At 68.2% G+C, this 16,070-nt stretch carries 12 protein-coding genes; 5 read left to right on the top strand and 7 right to left on the bottom strand.

Annotated elements, in window-relative coordinates; translation table 11 throughout:
- Positions 1–13: 13 nt before the first annotated feature.
- Both CV_RS05685 and CV_RS05680 read right to left on the bottom strand, forming a co-directional pair.
- Positions 14–688, bottom strand: a complete 675-nt coding sequence (locus CV_RS05685; RefSeq protein ID WP_011134712.1) for a TIGR01621 family pseudouridine synthase — start codon at positions 686–688, stop codon at positions 14–16.
- A 67-nt stretch (positions 689–755) separates the two neighbouring features.
- Positions 756–1,235, bottom strand: a complete 480-nt coding sequence (locus CV_RS05680; RefSeq protein ID WP_011134711.1) for an acyl-CoA thioesterase — start codon at positions 1,233–1,235, stop codon at positions 756–758.
- Positions 1,236–1,331: 96 nt separating this feature from the next.
- On the opposite strand from CV_RS05680, the gene CV_RS22050 reads away from it, so the two are divergent.
- Complete coding sequence (locus CV_RS22050) at positions 1,332–2,042, top strand: putative metalloprotease CJM1_0395 family protein (RefSeq protein ID WP_011134710.1); 711 nt, start codon at positions 1,332–1,334, stop codon at positions 2,040–2,042.
- A gap of 252 nt (positions 2,043–2,294) precedes the next feature.
- Here the strand turns inward: CV_RS22050 and CV_RS05670 are convergent, their stop codons facing one another.
- On the bottom strand, positions 2,295–4,688 hold the full coding sequence (locus CV_RS05670; RefSeq protein WP_080509109.1) for a heavy metal translocating P-type ATPase: 2,394 nt from the start codon (positions 4,686–4,688) through the stop codon (positions 2,295–2,297).
- A gap of 80 nt (positions 4,689–4,768) precedes the next feature.
- On the opposite strand from CV_RS05670, the gene CV_RS05665 reads away from it, so the two are divergent.
- Positions 4,769–5,275: a Cd(II)/Pb(II)-responsive transcriptional regulator gene (locus CV_RS05665; protein WP_011134708.1), complete on the top strand. Its 507-nt coding sequence runs from the start codon at positions 4,769–4,771 to the stop codon at positions 5,273–5,275.
- A gap of 73 nt (positions 5,276–5,348) precedes the next feature.
- Here CV_RS05665 and CV_RS05660 read toward each other — a convergent pair whose 3' ends face one another.
- Both CV_RS05660 and CV_RS05655 read right to left on the bottom strand, forming a co-directional pair.
- On the bottom strand, positions 5,349–6,032 hold the full coding sequence (locus tag CV_RS05660) for an LrgB family protein (protein WP_031296834.1): 684 nt from the start codon (positions 6,030–6,032) through the stop codon (positions 5,349–5,351).
- Positions 6,022–6,462: a CidA/LrgA family protein gene (locus CV_RS05655; RefSeq protein WP_011134706.1), complete on the bottom strand. Its 441-nt coding sequence runs from the start codon at positions 6,460–6,462 to the stop codon at positions 6,022–6,024. Before CV_RS05655 ends, CV_RS05660 begins: the two co-directional genes overlap by 11 nt.
- A 102-nt stretch (positions 6,463–6,564) precedes the next feature.
- Between CV_RS05655 and CV_RS05650 the strand changes: the two genes are divergently transcribed.
- Positions 6,565–7,455, top strand: a complete 891-nt coding sequence (locus CV_RS05650) for a LysR family transcriptional regulator (protein WP_011134705.1) — start codon at positions 6,565–6,567, stop codon at positions 7,453–7,455.
- Positions 7,456–7,499: 44 nt separating this feature from the next.
- On the opposite strand, the gene rlmB is transcribed toward CV_RS05650, so the two are convergent.
- Positions 7,500–8,246: a 23S rRNA (guanosine(2251)-2'-O)-methyltransferase RlmB gene (gene rlmB, locus CV_RS05645; protein ID WP_011134704.1), complete on the bottom strand. Its 747-nt coding sequence runs from the start codon at positions 8,244–8,246 to the stop codon at positions 7,500–7,502.
- A gap of 74 nt (positions 8,247–8,320) precedes the next feature.
- A complete protein-coding gene (locus tag CV_RS05640) occupies positions 8,321–11,578 on the bottom strand; it encodes a sensor domain-containing protein (protein ID WP_147296211.1) in 3,258 nt (1,085 codons plus the stop codon).
- A gap of 280 nt (positions 11,579–11,858) precedes the next feature.
- Here CV_RS05640 and mfd point away from each other — a divergent pair, with 280 nt between their 5' ends.
- Together mfd and CV_RS05630 are read left to right on the top strand one after the other, a co-directional pair.
- The gene (mfd, locus tag CV_RS05635) at positions 11,859–15,251 is read left to right on the top strand and encodes a transcription-repair coupling factor (protein WP_011134701.1); all 3,393 of its coding nucleotides are present in this window, start codon (positions 11,859–11,861) and stop codon (positions 15,249–15,251) included.
- A 190-nt stretch (positions 15,252–15,441) separates the two neighbouring features.
- Positions 15,442–16,068: a Clp protease ClpP gene (locus tag CV_RS05630; RefSeq protein ID WP_011134700.1), complete on the top strand. Its 627-nt coding sequence runs from the start codon at positions 15,442–15,444 to the stop codon at positions 16,066–16,068.
- Positions 16,069–16,070 lie beyond the last annotated feature (2 nt).

The following is a 16,070-nucleotide window of genomic DNA, read 5'->3' as shown; positions in this document are numbered from 1 at the left end:
AGGCCTGGGGCGCTCAGGCGCCCGGCCACGGCTGGCACCAGGGCTCGCCCAGGTCCGCCAGCCTGTCGCGGCAGGCCTCGCCGATAAAGCGCTCTCCCGCCAACGGCGGGCAGACGAAGGCGAATCTCTCCCCGTCCAGTTCGAAACGCAAGGCGTAGGCGTGCAGGTAGCCGCGGTCGGCCTCGCTGCCGCCGTACAGCGCGTCGCCCAGTATCGGCGCGCCCTGCGACTTCATCGCCACCCGCAGCTGGTGGGTCTTGCCGGTACGCGGCCGCAGCAGGAACAGCCTCAATCCCGGCTCCAGCGCATAGCTGAAAAACTGGGTGACGGCCGGATTCTCCCGGCCTTCCGTCAAACGCCAGGCGCCGCCCCTGCCCTTGGCCATGTCGCCGGCCACCCTGCCCTGCTTCTTCAACGGCTTGCGGTCCGACAAGGCCAGGTAGTATTTCTCGACCTCGCGCCCGGCCAGCGCGTCGCCCAGCGCGCGCGCCGCCTCGGCCGAGCGCGCCACCAGGATCAGCCCGGACGTGATGCGGTCCAGCCTGTGCACCGGCCACAGGGCCTCGTCGTCCAGCCCCGCGCGCAGGGCATCCATCAAGCCGGGCGCATCGCCCTCGCGGTGGAAGCTCGCGCCGGGGTGCTTGTCGACGAGATAGAAACGGGGATCTTGGTGGATCAGGGTGAACATGGCAGCCGAAGAGGAGGGAAAAGCCCCGCATTGTAGGCCACCCGCCGCAGGGGGAACAGCGGCGGCGTCACTGTCCGGCGTCCTTGCGCTGCTGCATCTCCATCCGCAACTGCTTGCGCATCTCGGCGGCGCGGAAGCGCTGCCGCTGCTCCTCGGTCTCCAGCACCAGGGTCGGCACCGTCATCGGCTTGCCGTCCTGATAGGCCACCATGGTGAAATAGCAGCTGTTGGTGTGGCGCTGGCTGCGCTGCTGGATGTTTTCCGCCACCACCTTGATGCCCACCTCCATCGAAGTGCGGCCGACATGATTGACGCTGGCCAGGAAGGTCACCAGCTCGCCGACATGAATCGGTTGCTTGAATAGCACCTGGTCCACCGACAGCGTCACCACATAGCAGCCGGCGTAGCGGCTGGCGCAGGCATAGGCCACCTGGTCCAGCAGCTTCAGCAGCACGCCGCCGTGCACATTGCCGGAAAAATTGGCCATGTCCGGCGTCATCAGCACCGACATCACCAGCTCTCTTTGCCTCTGGGCTTCTTCGCTCATCGTTTGCTCCCGCATATATACAGGCGGACATTCTGCCACGGTCATTGGAATAGCGGGCAGGCGCTTCTATACTGTATGGACAGAGGAACGCGTTTCATGTCCATTTCAAGTGTAGCCGGCGGCTATTCCAGCTACGGTTTCAGCATGCATGGCGCCAATTGCCAGTGTCCCGCCTGCCAAGCCTTGCGCTCGCAGGCCGCGCCCGTTTCCGACGCCTCCTCTTCCCCGCCGCAAACCGCCAACGCCATCCCCAGCGCTTCAGCGGGAGACAAAACCGGCAACGACGCCCCAGGCCAGGGCCAGGCCGACAACGCGAAAACCGCGCGGCAAGCCGGGCCCGCCGCGCCCAAAACGCCAGACGGCAAGCCCCTGAACGACGCGCAGCAGAAGGAAGTGGAAGACCTGAGGGCGCGCGACACCGACGTGCGCCGCCACGAAGCCGCCCACCAGGCCGCCGGCGGCGCGCTGGCCGGCGCGGCCAGCTTCACCTATCAACAGGGACCGGATGGCAAGCAATACGCGATAGGCGGCGAAGTGCCGATCCAGATCAGCCAGGGCGGCACGCCGCAGGAAACCATACGCAACGCGCAAACGGTGCGCGCCGCCGCGCTGGCGCCGTCCGACCCGTCCGGCCAGGACCGCGCGGTGGCGGCAGAAGCCACCCAGATGGAACAGCAGGCGCGGATGCAATTGCTGCAACAGCAGAGCGGCAATCAGAATCTCAGCCCGCTGCAGAAACTGCAGCAAGCGACCGCCCCGGCCGGCAGCGCGCAGGCCAAGGGCGGCAATATCGACACCTACGCCTGATGGCCGCTGACAAACCGCTGATCCTGCGTCGCGCCTCCTTGCCGTGCTGCGTGCGCTGTCTGCGTCGGCGCGCCTGGGCTCTGGTGCGCTACGAGGTTTTGTTCGCGGCGCCAAGCGCCTGCCCGCGATCCCCGTCGTTTTGGCGATGCCGCGCTGAAAGCGTCTCGGGGATGCGCATGGACTGCATGCGCATTCCGCCTCCTCGGCCGCTTCGCCCTGCCTCGCGCCCGTGCGCGAAAGCGTGTGCCCGCGTTAAACCCGCCGCGCCAGCCGCAGGCCGTTGGCGATCACGATCAGGCTGGTGCCGACGTCGGCGAACACCGCCATCCACAGGCTGGCCACGCCGGCCAGCGCCAGGCCGAAGAACACCAGCTTGATGCCCAACGCGATCGCGATGTTCACTTTGAGCACCGACGCGGTGCGGCGGGCGTGAACGATCAGGTCGGCCAGCCGCGACAGCTTGTCGTCCATCAGCGCCACGCCGGCCGTCTCCAGCGCGCTGTCCGATCCTGCCGCGCCCATCGCGACGCCCAGGTCGGCCCGCGCCAGCGCCGGCGCGTCGTTGACGCCGTCGCCGACCATCGCCACCTTGCCGCAGGCCTGCAGCTGCTCGATGAAGCGCAGCTTGTCCTGCGGCAGCAGGCCGCCGTGCGCGGCGGAGACGCCGGTCTGCGCCGCCACCGCGGCCGCCACCTGCGGACTGTCGCCGCTGAGCATCACCGCGCGCACGCCCATTTCGCCCAGACGGGCGATGGTGGCCGCGGCCTCCGGCCGCACCTGGTCGGCGACGGCCAGCACGCCCAGCGCCCGCTCGCCGTCCAGCAGCACCAGCGCCCCCTCGCCCGCGGCGTCCATCCGCGTCAGCTCAGCCGCCAGCGCCGGCGTCAGCGCGCCCTGCTCCTCCGCCAGCCGGCGGCTGCCCAACTGCAGCGCGCGGCCATCCACCCGGCCGCGGACGCCGCGGCCCACCAGCTCGCTGACCTGCTCTGCCGCCGGAACGGCGATGCCGCGCCGCGCGGCCTCGTCCAGCACCGCCTTGGCCAGCGGATGGGTGGAATGGCTGTCCAACGCGGCGGCCATCGCCAGCACCGCGGTCTCATCGCCGCCGTCCAGCGCCGCCACGCGGGTGACGCGCGGCTCGCCCAGGGTCAGCGTGCCGGTCTTGTCCAAGCAGACGGTGTCGATGCGGGCCGCCATTTCCAGCGGCGCGCCGCCCTTGACCAGCAGGCCGTGGCGCGCGGCCGAGGCCAGCGCGCTGACCACGGTCACCGGCGTGGCGATCACCAACGCGCACGGGCAGGCGATCACCAGCATCACCAACGCGCTGTAGATCGCCTGGTGCCAGGCCATCAGGCCCAGCAGCGGCGCGGCCACGGCGAACAAGGCCGCCAGGGCCAGCACCACCGGGGTATAGACCGAGGCGAAGCGATCGATGAAGCGCTGCGTCGGCGCCTTGGACGCCTGCGCGTCGCGCACGGTGGCGATGATGCGCGCCAGCACCGAGCCGGACGCCGGCGCCGTGGTCTCGATCTCCACCACGCCGCTGCCGTTGATGCTGCCGGCGAACACCGCGTCCTTGGGCCCCTTGTCCACCGGCAGGCTCTCGCCGGTGATGCTGGCCTCGTTGAAGCTGCTGTGGCCGTCGGCGATGCGGCCATCCAACGGCACGCGCTCGCCCGGGCGCACCCGCACCCGGCTGCCCACCGCCACCTCGGCCGCCTGCGCCTCGCGCCAGCCGGCGCCGTCGGCCACCCAAGCGGTTTCCGGCGCCAGCGCCATCAGCGCGCGCACCGCCTCGCCGGCCTTGGCCAGCGACATCGCCTCCAGCCGCTCGGCGATGGCGAACAGGAACAGCACCATCGCCGCCTCCGGCCACTGGCCGATCAGCATCGCGCCGATCACGGCGACCGACATCAGGAAATGGATGTTCAGCGTGCGGGAGGACAGCGCGATCCAACCCTTCTTCAGCGTCGGGATGCCGCCCAGCAGGATGGAGGCCAGCGCCAGCGCCGCCACTTCCAGCCGGCCGTCGCCCAGGCTCCAGGCGATGGCCTCCGACGCGGCGGCGGCCAGGCCTGACGCCGCCAGCAGCAGGTTGGCGCGCCCTCCATGGCCTTGCGGCGCCCGCGCCTGCGCGCCCGCGTCCAGCTCCACCGCCTTCATGCCCACCTTGGCGATGGCGCTCCTGACGCCGTCCAGGTGCGGCAGGTCGTGGCGCAGCAGCAACACCCGTTCGATGAAATTGAATTCCAGCGCCACCACGCCGTCCATGCCGGCAAGCGCCTTCTCGATCAACCTGGCCTCGGTCGGGCAGTCCATCGCCTGGATCTGCAGCCGAGACAGATTCGCGCCCTTGCCCTCGCCCAGTTGCACCCGGGCCGGCGCCGCATGGCCATGCGAATGGCCGCAACCCGCGCCATGCTGGTGGCCTTGATCATGCTTGTGGTCGTGCCCATGCCGGTCGCCCGGTTGGTGTTCGTGGCCGCAGCCGCCCTGGCGTCCATGGGCATGCTCGCGCGTCTGCCGCTCTCCGCCGCCCTGGGCCAGCGCGGCCCCCGCCTTGGATGAGCAGCAATCGCCGCCGCGGGCAGCTTGGTGTCCCTGGTGCGGCGATGCGGCCTTGCGATAACGCGTGATGCTTGACATATGCGCCTCCATTGGTAGTCTGGGCACATTGCACACCCTGTAGTCACTACAGGGTCAAGCGTTTTTCTCGGGAGAACGTCATGTTGATCGGAGAACTGGCGCGCCAGACCGGCTGCGAGGTGGAAACCATACGCTACTACGAGCGCGAGGGCCTGCTGTCCGCGCCGCAGCGCTCGGCCTCCGGCTACCGCCGCTACACCGCGGAGCAGCTGGGCGAGCTGAACTTCATCCTGCACTGCCGCTCGCTGGGCATGTCGCTGGCCGACATCCGCAACCTGGCCGCGTTCAAGGCCGACCACGAACACGACTGCGAGGACATCAATCTGCTGATCGACCAGCAGATCGCCAAGGTGCATCAGCAGGTGGAAGCTCTGCGGCTGCTGGAGCAGCAGCTGCTGGCGCTGCGCGACAAGTGCCACGACAGCCACGCGGCGGCCGATTGCGGCATCCTGCAGACGCTGGTGGAGGCAGCCGAGGGCGCGCCCTGCGTCTGCCACACCCCGTTCGGCCAGGACAACCACGGCCACAGCCAGGACTACGACCACGCGGCCAAAAAAAATGGCCGGACCCCAAAGGGCCGGCCTTAAATCAACGCTCGTTTGGGGAAGAGGAGAAACCCACCGACCACCACCCCACGGCAGTCAGCTCACAACACAATCGTTACAGCCAGTGGCTGATCAGCGGCGCGGCGAATACCGTCGCCACCCCGGCCAGCATCATGGTCAGGCTGGCCACCACGCCTTCCTCGGCGCCTATCTCGCTCGCCTTGGCGGTGCCGGCCGCATGGGCCGCCGCGCCGAACAGCGCGCCGCGCGCCAGCTTAGAGCGGATCGGCAGCAAGGCCAGCATCAACTGCCCCAGCATCATGCCGCACACCCCGGTCACCACCACGAACAGCGCGGTCAGGTCGGCCGAGCCGCCCAGCGTCTGCGCCGCCGCCAGCGCGAACGGCGTGCTGATCGATCGCGGCGCCAGGCTCTTCTGCATCAGGTCCGGCAGATCCAGCCAGCGCGCCAGCATCACCGAGCTGGCCACCGCCACCGGGATGGCGGCCAATACGCCGCAACCCAGCGACAGCCAATGCCTGCGGATCAGCGCGCGGTATTCGTAGATCGGCACCGCGAACGCCACCGTCGCCGGCCCCAGCAGCCAGGTCAGCCAGCGCGTGTCGGCGAAGTAGGTCTGGTACGGCACCCGCGCCAACACCACCAAGCCGATGATCAGCAGCGGCACCGCCAATATCGGCGTGCTCCACCAGCTGCGCGTCTTCAGGTAATACTTCTTGACCACCCAGTACAGCACCACGGTGAGTACGAAGGAGATCAACGCAATTTCATGCTCCATGGACTTCAGCCCTCATCTGCGCCCTGCGGTTGCTGTCGCGGCGCCGCAGCCGAATTTCCAGCCGGTAGCAGCGGTCGACAACCAGCGCGGTCACCGCCATCACCAGCGCGGTGGAGGCGACGATCACCAGCAGCAGGCGCGCCCCGGCGGACAGGATCACGTCCGGGTACTGCACCACCGCCACCACGGCCGGGATGAAGAACAACAGCATCTCGGCCAGCAGCCAGCGCGCGCCGTGGCGGAACCAATCCACCGGCAGCAGGCCCGACCACAGTCCGGCCAGCACCAGCAGCATGCCCAGCACCCCGGCCGGCATCGCCGGCAGGAAGCGGTGGCTCAGCTGGCTGGCCGCCAGCCACACCAGGCTCAGCAGCAGTACCTGGAAAAAGGTCTGCAGCGGTTGCGACAGGCGGTGAAACAGGCGGGCCATGCTTGGCTTCCATCAACTTAGGAGTTGAGCAAAGTATAGCCAGCCGGCATTCATTCTAAAAATGAATTAAAATTATCAAGACGATTCCATACAGGAATGAAAATGGACATCCGCGCCTTACGCTATTTCGTCGAACTGGTGAAATGCCAGAGTTTCACCCGCGCCGCCGACGCGCTGTTCGTCACCCAGCCGACGATCAGCAAGATGGTGAAGCAGCTGGAGGAAGAGCTGGACATGCCGCTGATCCTGCGCGAGGGCCGCAGCTTCCGCCTGACCGACGCCGGCCGCGTCACCTACGAGCGCGGCCTGGACGTGCTGTCGGCGATGAACCAGCTCAAGCACGAACTGGCCGACCTGGCCTCGCTCAGCCACGGCGAGCTGGTGGTGGGCCTGCCGCCGATGGTGGGGGTCGCCTTCTTCGCGCCGGTGGTCAGCCGCTACCGCCGCCGCTATCCGCAGATCGAGCTGAAGATGGTGGAGGACGGCGCGCTGGCGATAGAGAACCGCATCAAGAGCGGCGAATTGGAGATAGGCGTGGCGGTGCTGCCGGTGGACAGCCAGCTGTTCGAGCACTACTCGGTGGTGCGCGATCCGCTGTGCCTGGTGGCGCCCGCCGGCTCGCGCTGGCGCGACAAATCGCTGGTGCAGCTGGCGGACATCGCCGACCAGCCGCTGGTGCTGTACCCGGACGACTTCACGCTCAGCCGCCGCGTCGGCGACGCCTTCCGCGAACTGGGCAAGACGCCCAACATCGTCGGACGCAGCGCGCACTGGGACTTCATCGTCGAACTGGTGGCCGCCAACCTGGGCGTCACCCTGCTGCCGCGCAGCATCGTCGAGCGGCTGGACCGCCAGCTGTTCGACGTGGTGCCGCTATACGACCACAAGCTGTACTGGCATCTGGCGTTGATCTGGCAGCGCGGCGGCTATCTGTCCCACGCCGCCCGCGCCTGGCTGGCGCTGACGCGGGAGACGCTGGGCGGGCAGGATTGAAAAAAGCCGCTGACGCGGCCTTTTTCTCGCGGCGGACAATCCGCTCAGCCCGCCTTCAGCACGCGCTGGCGGCGGCTTTCCGACAACACCATGCCGGACGACACCGACACGTTCAGGCTTTCCACGGTGCCGAACATCGGGATGGACACCAGCACGTCGCAGTGCTCGCGCGTCAGCCGGCGCATGCCCTCGCCTTCGGCGCCCATCACCCAGGCCAGCGGGCCGGAGGCGTCGAAGTGGTAGAGGTCGGTGTCGGCCTCCATCGTGGTGCCGGCGATCCACACACCGGCGTCCTTCAGGTCGCGCAGCGTGCGCGCCAGATTGGTGACGGTGATATAGGGCACCACCTCGGCCGCGCCGCAGGCCACCTTGGACACGGTGGCGTTCAGCGTGGCGGAGCGGTCCTTGGGCGCGATCACCGCGTGCGCACCCATCGCGTCGGCGACGCGCAGGCAGGCGCCCAGATTGTGCGGGTCGGTGACGCCGTCCAGGATCAGCAGCAAGGGCGGCTCGGACAGGTTTTCCAGCACGTCGTCCAGGTCCACGTAGTTCATGCTGGCGTCTATCATCGCCACCACGCCCTGGTGCCTGGCGTTGCCGCTCATGCTGTCCAGGCGCTCCTTGTCGACGATGTGCAGCTTGACGTTCTCCGCGCCGGCCTTGTCCAGCACCGCCTTGGCGCGGGCGTCGTGGCGGCCGCCGGCCAGCCAGATCTCGATCAGGCTCTTCGGGTTCTGCCACAGGCGGGCATTGATGGCGTGGAAGCCGTGGATCAGGCGTTTGTTGCTCATGGCGGGAAAGTCTCGAATGCTCAATTCCCGCCATTGTAGCCGCAAGCCGCCCACCGGCCCAGCCTCGGCGTCAACTAGGCCGGCTCGGCCTCGCGCCGCCAGCCTGCCGCCAGCGCGGCGAACTCGCCGGCCGGCAGCGGCCGGCCGAAATGATAGCCCTGCAGCACATGGCAGCCCTTGCCCTCCAGGAAGGCCGCCTGCTCCTCGCTTTCCACCCCTTCGGCCACCACCTGGAATTTCAGCTTCTTGGCCATGGCCAGGATGGCTTCGGCGATGGCGGCGTTGTCGTCGTCGTCCGGCAGCCCCTCGACGAAGGACTGGTCTATCTTCAGCGTGTCCAGCGGGAAGCGCTTCAGGTGGGACAGCGACGAGTAGCCGGTGCCGAAATCGTCGATGGACAGCCATACGCCCAGCGACTTCAGCTCCGACAGCAGGCTCACCGCCTCGGTCGGGCTCTGCATGATCATGCTCTCGGTGATTTCCAGCTCCAGCCGCCCGGCGGCGAGGCCGGCGGCCTGCAGCGCGCCAGCCACCTTGGCCGGCAGCGAAGGCTGGCCGAACTGGCGCGGCGACAGGTTCACCGCCAGCCTGGGCACCCGCAGCCCCTGGGCGTCCCAGGCCGCCAGCTGGCGGCAGGCCTCGCGCAGCACCCAGTCGCCTATCGGCTTGATCAGGCCGGTTTCCTCGGCCAGCGCGATGAAGCGCGCCGGCGGCACCAGGCCCAGCTGCGGATGGCGCCAGCGCAGCAGCGCCTCGGCGCCGGCCAGCGCCCGCTCGCCCGCGCTCAGCTGCGGCTGGTAATGCAGCTCGAACTCGTGCCGCTCCAGCGCCATCCGCAGGCCGTTTTCCAGCAGCAGCCGCTCGAAGGTCTGGGTGTTCATGCCGATGTCGAAGAACTGGTAGGTGTTCTTGCCCGCCTCCTTGGCGCGGTACATCGCCACGTCGGCGTTCTTCAGCAGCGTGCGCGCGTCGCGGCCGTCGTGCGGAAACACGCTGATGCCTATGCTGCCGGTGATGAACACCTCGTGCGCCTCCAGGCACAGCGGCTTGCCCAGCGCCGCCAGGATGTCGGACGCCATGTCGGCCAGCTGGTGGTGGCTGTCGAAGCCGCTCATCAGCAGCGTGAACTCGTCGCCGCCCAGGCGCGCCAGCATGCCGCGCTCGCCCACCACCCGCGACAGGCGGATGGCGATCTCGCACAGCAGCTGGTCGCCCACCTGGTGGCCGAAGGAATCGTTGATCAGCTTGAAGCGGTCCAGGTCGATGAACATCACCGCCAGCCGGCCGTCCTCGCCGTCCATCCGCGTCAGCGCCTCGTCCAGGCTGGCGGTCAGGCGGCTGCGGTTGGGCAGCCGGGTCAGCGGATCGTGGTTGGCGAGGAACTGCAGCCGCTCCTCGGCTTCCTTGCGCTGGGTGATGTCGGAGAACACCGCGACGTAATTGGACAGCAGCCCGTCCTCGTCGCGCAGCGCCGAGATCGACAGCTCGGCCGGATACCACTGGCCGCCCTTGCGCCGGTCCAGCATCTCGCCTTGCCAGTGGCCGCAATCGGCCAGCGCCTGCTGCATCGCCGCCCGCGCCTGTTGCTCCGCGCTGAAGATGCGCGACGCCTTGCCCAGCGCCTCCTCCTCGGCGTAACCGGTGATGCGGGTGAAGGCGTCGTTGACGGCGATGATGCGCGCGCCGGCGTCCAGAATCAGGATGCCTTCGGCCGAGTTCTCGAACACCTTGGCCGCCAGCCTGAGGTTGGTGTCGGCCAGCAGGCGCTCGGAGATGTCCATCACCACGCCTATCACCGCCTTGCGGCCGTTCAGCTCGAACAGGCGGCTGTGCACCTCCATGTCCACCAGCACGCCGTCCTTGCGCAGGCCGCGGGTGGCGTAATGCATCACCGAGATATTGTCGCGGAAGCGGCGCAGCAGTTGCTGCCGCAGCCGCTCGGCTTCGCCCGGCACCAGCAGCTGCGGCATGGTCATGCCCTCCATCTCCTCCGGCTGGTAGCCCATGATCTCGGCCAGCTTGGGATTGACGTAGGCCAGCTTCTCGTCCTGCATGATGTAGATGCCGACCAGCGACTGCTCGACCAGCGCCAGGTAGCGGTCCTCCGCCTCGCGCTTGGCCTTCTGCTCCTGCCGGGCCTGGGTGATGTCGGTGTCGACGCTGCCGACGCCGGCCGGCCGGCCGTCGGCGTCGAACAAGGGAAACTTGGACGCCAGCAAATAGGTTTCCACGCCGTTGAGCACGAAATGCTCGTCGAACTGGCGCGGCGACAGCAGGTTCAGCACCTGCTGGTCCTGCTCGCGTATCTGCCGCGCGTCCTCGGCGTCGAACACGTCCTCCGGCCTGCGGCCCAGCAGCGACTCCGCCGACACGCCGACCCGGCGCGCGTAAGCGGCGTTGACCAGCAGGTAGCGGCCGTCCATGTCCTTCAGCGACATCATGGTGGGGCTGTGGTTGACCAGGGAGGCGATGCGGGCGCGGAACACCCTCAGCGCCTCGCCGTCGGCGCGATGGCCGTCCATCAGGATGGCCACCAGCATGCCCGACACGTTCAGCGCCAGCGCCAGCAGGAGGTCGGTGGCGGCGCTGCCCATGCCCGCGCGCACCAGGCCGGCCGGCGGCAGCGCCGCCAGCGACAACAGCAGCGACACCATGCCGGACGTCAGCGCCGCGCCGCCAAGGCCGGTGCGGCAGGCCGCCCACAAGATCAGGGGGAAAAACAGCAGCTGGCTGGGCACGCCGGGCGGCTCGCCGACCGCCAGCAGCAGGCCGACGCCGCCGGCCGACAGCAGCAGGATCAACGCCAGCTCCAGGCGCAGCGGCAGCGGCAGCGGGCGCCCGGCCGGCAAGGCCAGCGGCGCGCACAGGAACAGGGCCGAAGCCAGCGCCGCCCAGCATTGCCAGGTCCAGGGCCAGGGGTTGCCGGAAAGCCCGCCTGCCGCCCAGGCGTAGCCGCCCGGCAACAGCGCCGCGGCCAGCGCAGGATAGAAGATCAGCGCCAGCAGCAGGTGGCGCAGCTGCTGCGGCGTGCCGGGCCGCTCCAGGCCGGCCAGCAGCCCGCCCAGGCGCAGGCCCGGCCGGATCAGATACAAGGACGCCGCCATCAGCAACGCCCACAGCGGCGGCATCCACGCCGCCGCCGCGCTGCCCGCCGCCAGCGGCCACCACCAGCAGCGGCGCGGCTCGCGCGCCAGCAATTGCCAGCACAGCAGGCCGTGCGGCGCGAAACTCGCCAGAGACAATGCCGCGTGCGGACCGCGCGGCCACAAGGCCACGCTGGCGACAAAGCCCAGGAAAACCAACAACTCCTCCACCCTAGGTGTGGCTCTCACGCTCCCATCCTCTTCCTGTCGTCCGGTTGGCCGGATCTTGCTCCATCTCGACTCCGGCGCCCTGGGCGGCAGCGGAGACTTGTCTATTATTTTTTTTGATATCTGATTCGCATCAATAGCCTATTTTCTTCATGCAAAAGTAAAATAGGCTTGAAGCAAACGCATACGATAGCCGGGAATCCCCGCGCCGGCTAGCGCCGTTCGCCGCCAAAGCCTTAAGGCCGCGCGGCGCACTGTTATAATCGCGACAAGCACAACTCCGCACAGAAGCCCGACCAAGTTGGATACGCTCACACACCTGCCACCCGCCGGCCAGAAAACCCGATGCGGCCGTCTGCCGGACGGCCTGGACAGCCACGCCATCGCCGCGCTGGCCAAGCAGCGCCGCCCGCTGCTGATCCTGGCCGCCGACGCCCAGGCCGCGCAGCGGCTGAAGGCCGAACTGCCGTTCTTCGCGCCCGATCTCTCCATCGCGCTGTTTCCCGACTGGGAAACGCTGCCCTACGACCACTTCTCTCCGCACGGCGACCTGGTCAGCGAGCGGCTGGCCACCTTATGGCAGATCCGCCAGCGCGAATGCCAGGTGGTGATCGCGCCGGTCAGCACCGCGCTGGGCCGGCTGGCGCCGGTGAGCTACCTGCTGGGCCGCACCTTCTTCCTGAAAACCGGCCAGCAGCTGGACGTGGAAAAGCTGCGCGGCGACATGGTCACCGCCGGCTACCAGCACGTCACCCAGGTGATGGCGCCGGGCGAATTCTCGGTGCGCGGCAGCCTGATCGACCTGTACCCGATGGGTTCGCCGCTGCCGTACCGGATCGACCTGTTCGATGCCGAGATCGACAGCCTGAAGACCTTCGACCCCGACACCCAGCGCACGCTGTACCCGGTGCCCGAAGTGCGCATGCTGCCGGCGCGCGAGTATCCGGCCGACGAGAGCGGCGTCACCGCCTTCCGCCAGCGCTACCGCGAGAAGATGGAAGGCGATCCGAGCAAGAGCCGCGTCTACAAAGACGTGTCGCAGGGCCTGTGGCCAGCCGGCATCGAGTACTACCTGCCGCTGTTCTTCGACGAAACCGCGACGCTGTTCGACTACGTCGGCGACGACGCGCTGGTGGTGCAGCACCACGACGTGCAGGCGGCGGCGGAAACCTTCTGGCGCGACGCGCAAAGCCGCTACGACATGGCGCGCGGCGACGTCGACCGCCCGGTGCTGGCGCCGGCCGACATCTTCCTGCGCCCGGACGAACTGATGGCCCGGCTCAAGCCCTATGCCCGCATCGAATTCGCCGGCGACGGCGAAACCGGCGCCGCGCTGCCGGAGCTGGCGGTGGACCGCCGCGCCGAGGCGCCGCTGCACAAGCTGCAGCGCTTCATCGCCAGCGGCGGCAAACGCGTGCTGCTGGCGGCGGAAAGCCTGGGCAGGCGCGAAACCATGCTGGCCTTCCTGGCCGAAAACGGCATCAAGCCGACGCCGGTTGACAGCTGGGCCGATTTCGCCGGCGGCAAGGCAGCGCTGGCGCTGGCCGTCGCCCCGCTCTACTCCGGCTTCATGCTGGCCGATCCGGCCATCGCCGTCGTCACCGAAAGCGAGCTCTACCAGCACGTCGCCCGCAGCCACACCCGCCGCAAGGCCGGCCGCGCCGGCTCGGACGCGATGCTGCGCGACCTGGCCGAGGTCAAGGCCGGCGACCCGGTGGTGCACGAGGCCCACGGCATCGGCCGCTACGTCGGCCTGGTGACCATGGACCTGGGCGAGGGCGAAACCGAACTGATGCAGCTGGAGTACGCCGACGGCGCCACGCTGTACGTGCCGGTGTCGCAGCTGCAGCTGATCTCCCGCTACGCCGGCGGCGCCACCGACGACATCCAGCTGCACAAGCTGGGCAACCCGGCCTGGGAAAAGGCGAAAAAGCGGGCCGCCGAGAAGGCGCGCGACACCGCGGCCGAGCTGCTGAACCTGTACGCGCAGCGCGCGGCGCGCGAAGGCCACAGCTTTACCCTGTCCCACGCCGACTACGCCGCCTTCGCCGCCGGCTTCGGCTTCGAGGAGACGCCGGACCAGGCCACCGCGATCGAGGCGGTGATCCAGGACATGTGCTCCGGCAAGCCGATGGACCGGCTGGTCTGCGGCGATGTCGGCTTCGGCAAGACCGAAGTGGCGCTGCGCGCCGCCTTCGTCGCCGTGATGGGCGGCAAGCAGGTGGCGGTGCTGGTGCCCACCACGCTGCTGGCCGAGCAGCACTTCCAGAACTTCTCCGACCGCTTCGCCGACTGGCCGGTGCGCATCGCCGAGCTGTCGCGCTTCCGTAGCGGCAAGGAAACCAAGGCTGCGCTCGCCGGCCTGGCCGACGGCGGCGTCGACATCGTCATCGGCACCCACAAGCTGGTGCAGCCGGACGTGGCGTTCAAGAACCTGGGCCTGGTGATCATCGACGAGGAGCACCGCTTCGGCGTGCGGCAGAAAGAGCAGCTGAAGCGCCTGCGCGCCAATGTCGATGTGCTGACGCTGACCGCGACGCCGATCCCGCGCACGCTGTCGATGGCGCTGGAAGGCCTGCGCGACTTCTCCGCCATCGCCACCGCGCCGTCGCGCCGGCTGGCGGTGAAGACCTTCGTCAGCCCCTTGAGCAACGGCGTGGTGCGCGAGGCGGTGCTGCGCGAGCTGAAACGCGGCGGCCAGGTGTTCTTCCTGCACAACGAGGTCGACACCATCGAAAACATGCGCGAAAAGCTGGCAGAGCTGATCCCGGAGGCGCGCATCGGCGTCGCCCACGGCCAGCTGCGCGAACGCGAGCTGGAACAGGTGATGCGCGACTTCCTGCAGCAGCGCTTCAATCTGCTGCTGTGCTCCACCATCATCGAAACCGGCATCGACATCCCCAACGCCAACACCATCCTGATCAACCGCGCCGACAAGTTCGGCCTGGCGCAGCTGCACCAGCTGCGCGGCCGCGTCGGCCGCTCGCACCACCAGGCCTATGCTTATCTGCTGACCCCGGACGGCATGACCCGCGACGCGCAGAAGCGTCTGGAAGCCATCCAGCTGTCCGGCGAGCTGGGCGCGGGCTTCTACCTGGCGATGCACGATCTGGAAATCCGCGGCGCCGGCGAGGTGCTGGGCGAAGGCCAATCCGGCGAAATGCAGGAAGTGGGCTTCAGCCTGTTCACCGAGATGCTGAAGCAGGCGGTGCGCGATCTGAAAAAGGGCCGCGCGCCGGACCTGGACGCGCCCTTGGGCGTCACCACCGAGATCAATCTGCACAGCCCGGCGCTGCTGCCGGATGGCTATTGCCCGGACGTTCACGAGCGGCTGCTGATCTACAAGCGCCTGGCCAGTTGCGAGACCGAGGCCGAGATCGACGATATCCACGAAGAGCTGATCGACCGCTTCGGCCTGCCGCCGCAGAGCGTGAAGACGCTGATCGAAAGCCACCGCCTGCGCCTCGTCGCCAAGGAGCTGGGCGTGCAGAAGCTGGACGCCAGCGAGGTGGCGGTGCAGATCACCTTCATCAAGAACCCGCCGATCGACCCGGTGAAAATCATCATGCTGATCCAGAGCAAAAAGCATTACCGCCTGGCCGGGCAAGACAAGCTGCGCGTCGAGCAGGCGCTGCCGGAGGTGGCACAGCGGATCGTGAAGGTGAAGGAGGTGTTGAAGGAGTTGAGCGCCTAGGCTGGCTTGATTTCCATCCGTGCCGCTAATGAACGGCCGGCTCGATTGAGCTGGCCATTCTCCTATCCGCGCAATCTCTTCTGATGAATCCGCTACGCGGATTCCTTCCCTCCCCCCAACTTGCCCCATTGCAAGGCAAGCCCCCCGCTGCGGGGCTAGATTGGAAAGACCAGTACAACGAGGAGCCGCCATGCCCCGCCGCAACGCCGAAACCGACGACGACGACAAGCCCGTCCCGCTGTACCGCCAATACGAAACCCAGGGCACGGTGCGGCAGATATCGTTTTATCTGTCCGAGGAGATCGGTGCCGCCATCCACTACACCGATCTCCTGTACACGCTGCGCACCGCCAGCAGCACCGACATCGTCTACCTGCACCTGAACACCCCCGGCGGCAATTTCGACGCCGGCCTGCAGATCATCAACAACATCACCGCCAGCCAAGCCCACGTGGTCACCATCCTGGAGGCGCGGGCGTATTCGATGGGCGCGCTGATCTTCCTCGCCGGCGACGAGCTCGTGGTGCACGACACCTGCCAACTGATGTTCCACAACTATTCGTCGGCGCTGATCGGCAAGGGCAACGAGCAGCAGGCGCAGGTGGCGGCCAGCGGCAAGTGGTTCGAGAAGGTGATGCGCCACGTCTGCCGCCCCTTCCTCACCGACGAGGAACTGGACCGCATCCTGAAAGGCGAGGACATCTGGCTGGACAGCGACGGCATCCGGCGCCGGCTGAACAACATCCAGAAAGGCGCGCCGGCGGTGACGGCGCGCAAGCCGGGCAAGAAGGGCGGCGCAGCCGAACCCCGCGGTTAGCG

The organism is Chromobacterium violaceum ATCC 12472 (assembly GCF_000007705.1).
GTDB lineage: Bacteria > Pseudomonadota > Gammaproteobacteria > Burkholderiales > Chromobacteriaceae > Chromobacterium > Chromobacterium violaceum.
This window is presented reverse-complemented; position numbering and strand designations above follow the sequence as displayed.

Bases quoted from the DNA above. Each gene is read 5' to 3' on its own strand.
- CV_RS05685 (WP_011134712.1), bottom strand. From the start codon at position 688: ATGTTCACCCTGATCCACCAAGATCCCCGTTTCTATCTCGTCGACAAG.
- CV_RS05680 (WP_011134711.1), bottom strand. From the start codon at position 1,235: ATGAGCGAAGAAGCCCAGAGGCAAAGAGAGCTGGTGATGTCGGTGCTG.
- CV_RS22050 (WP_011134710.1), top strand. From the start codon at position 1,332: ATGTCCATTTCAAGTGTAGCCGGCGGCTATTCCAGCTACGGTTTCAGC.
- CV_RS05670 (WP_080509109.1), bottom strand. From the start codon at position 4,688: ATGTCAAGCATCACGCGTTATCGCAAGGCCGCATCGCCGCACCAGGGA.
- CV_RS05665 (WP_011134708.1), top strand. From the start codon at position 4,769: ATGTTGATCGGAGAACTGGCGCGCCAGACCGGCTGCGAGGTGGAAACC.
- CV_RS05660 (WP_031296834.1), bottom strand. From the start codon at position 6,032: ATGGAGCATGAAATTGCGTTGATCTCCTTCGTACTCACCGTGGTGCTG.
- CV_RS05655 (WP_011134706.1), bottom strand. From the start codon at position 6,462: ATGGCCCGCCTGTTTCACCGCCTGTCGCAACCGCTGCAGACCTTTTTC.
- CV_RS05650 (WP_011134705.1), top strand. From the start codon at position 6,565: ATGGACATCCGCGCCTTACGCTATTTCGTCGAACTGGTGAAATGCCAG.
- rlmB (WP_011134704.1), bottom strand. From the start codon at position 8,246: ATGAGCAACAAACGCCTGATCCACGGCTTCCACGCCATCAATGCCCGC.
- CV_RS05630 (WP_011134700.1), top strand. From the start codon at position 15,442: ATGCCCCGCCGCAACGCCGAAACCGACGACGACGACAAGCCCGTCCCG.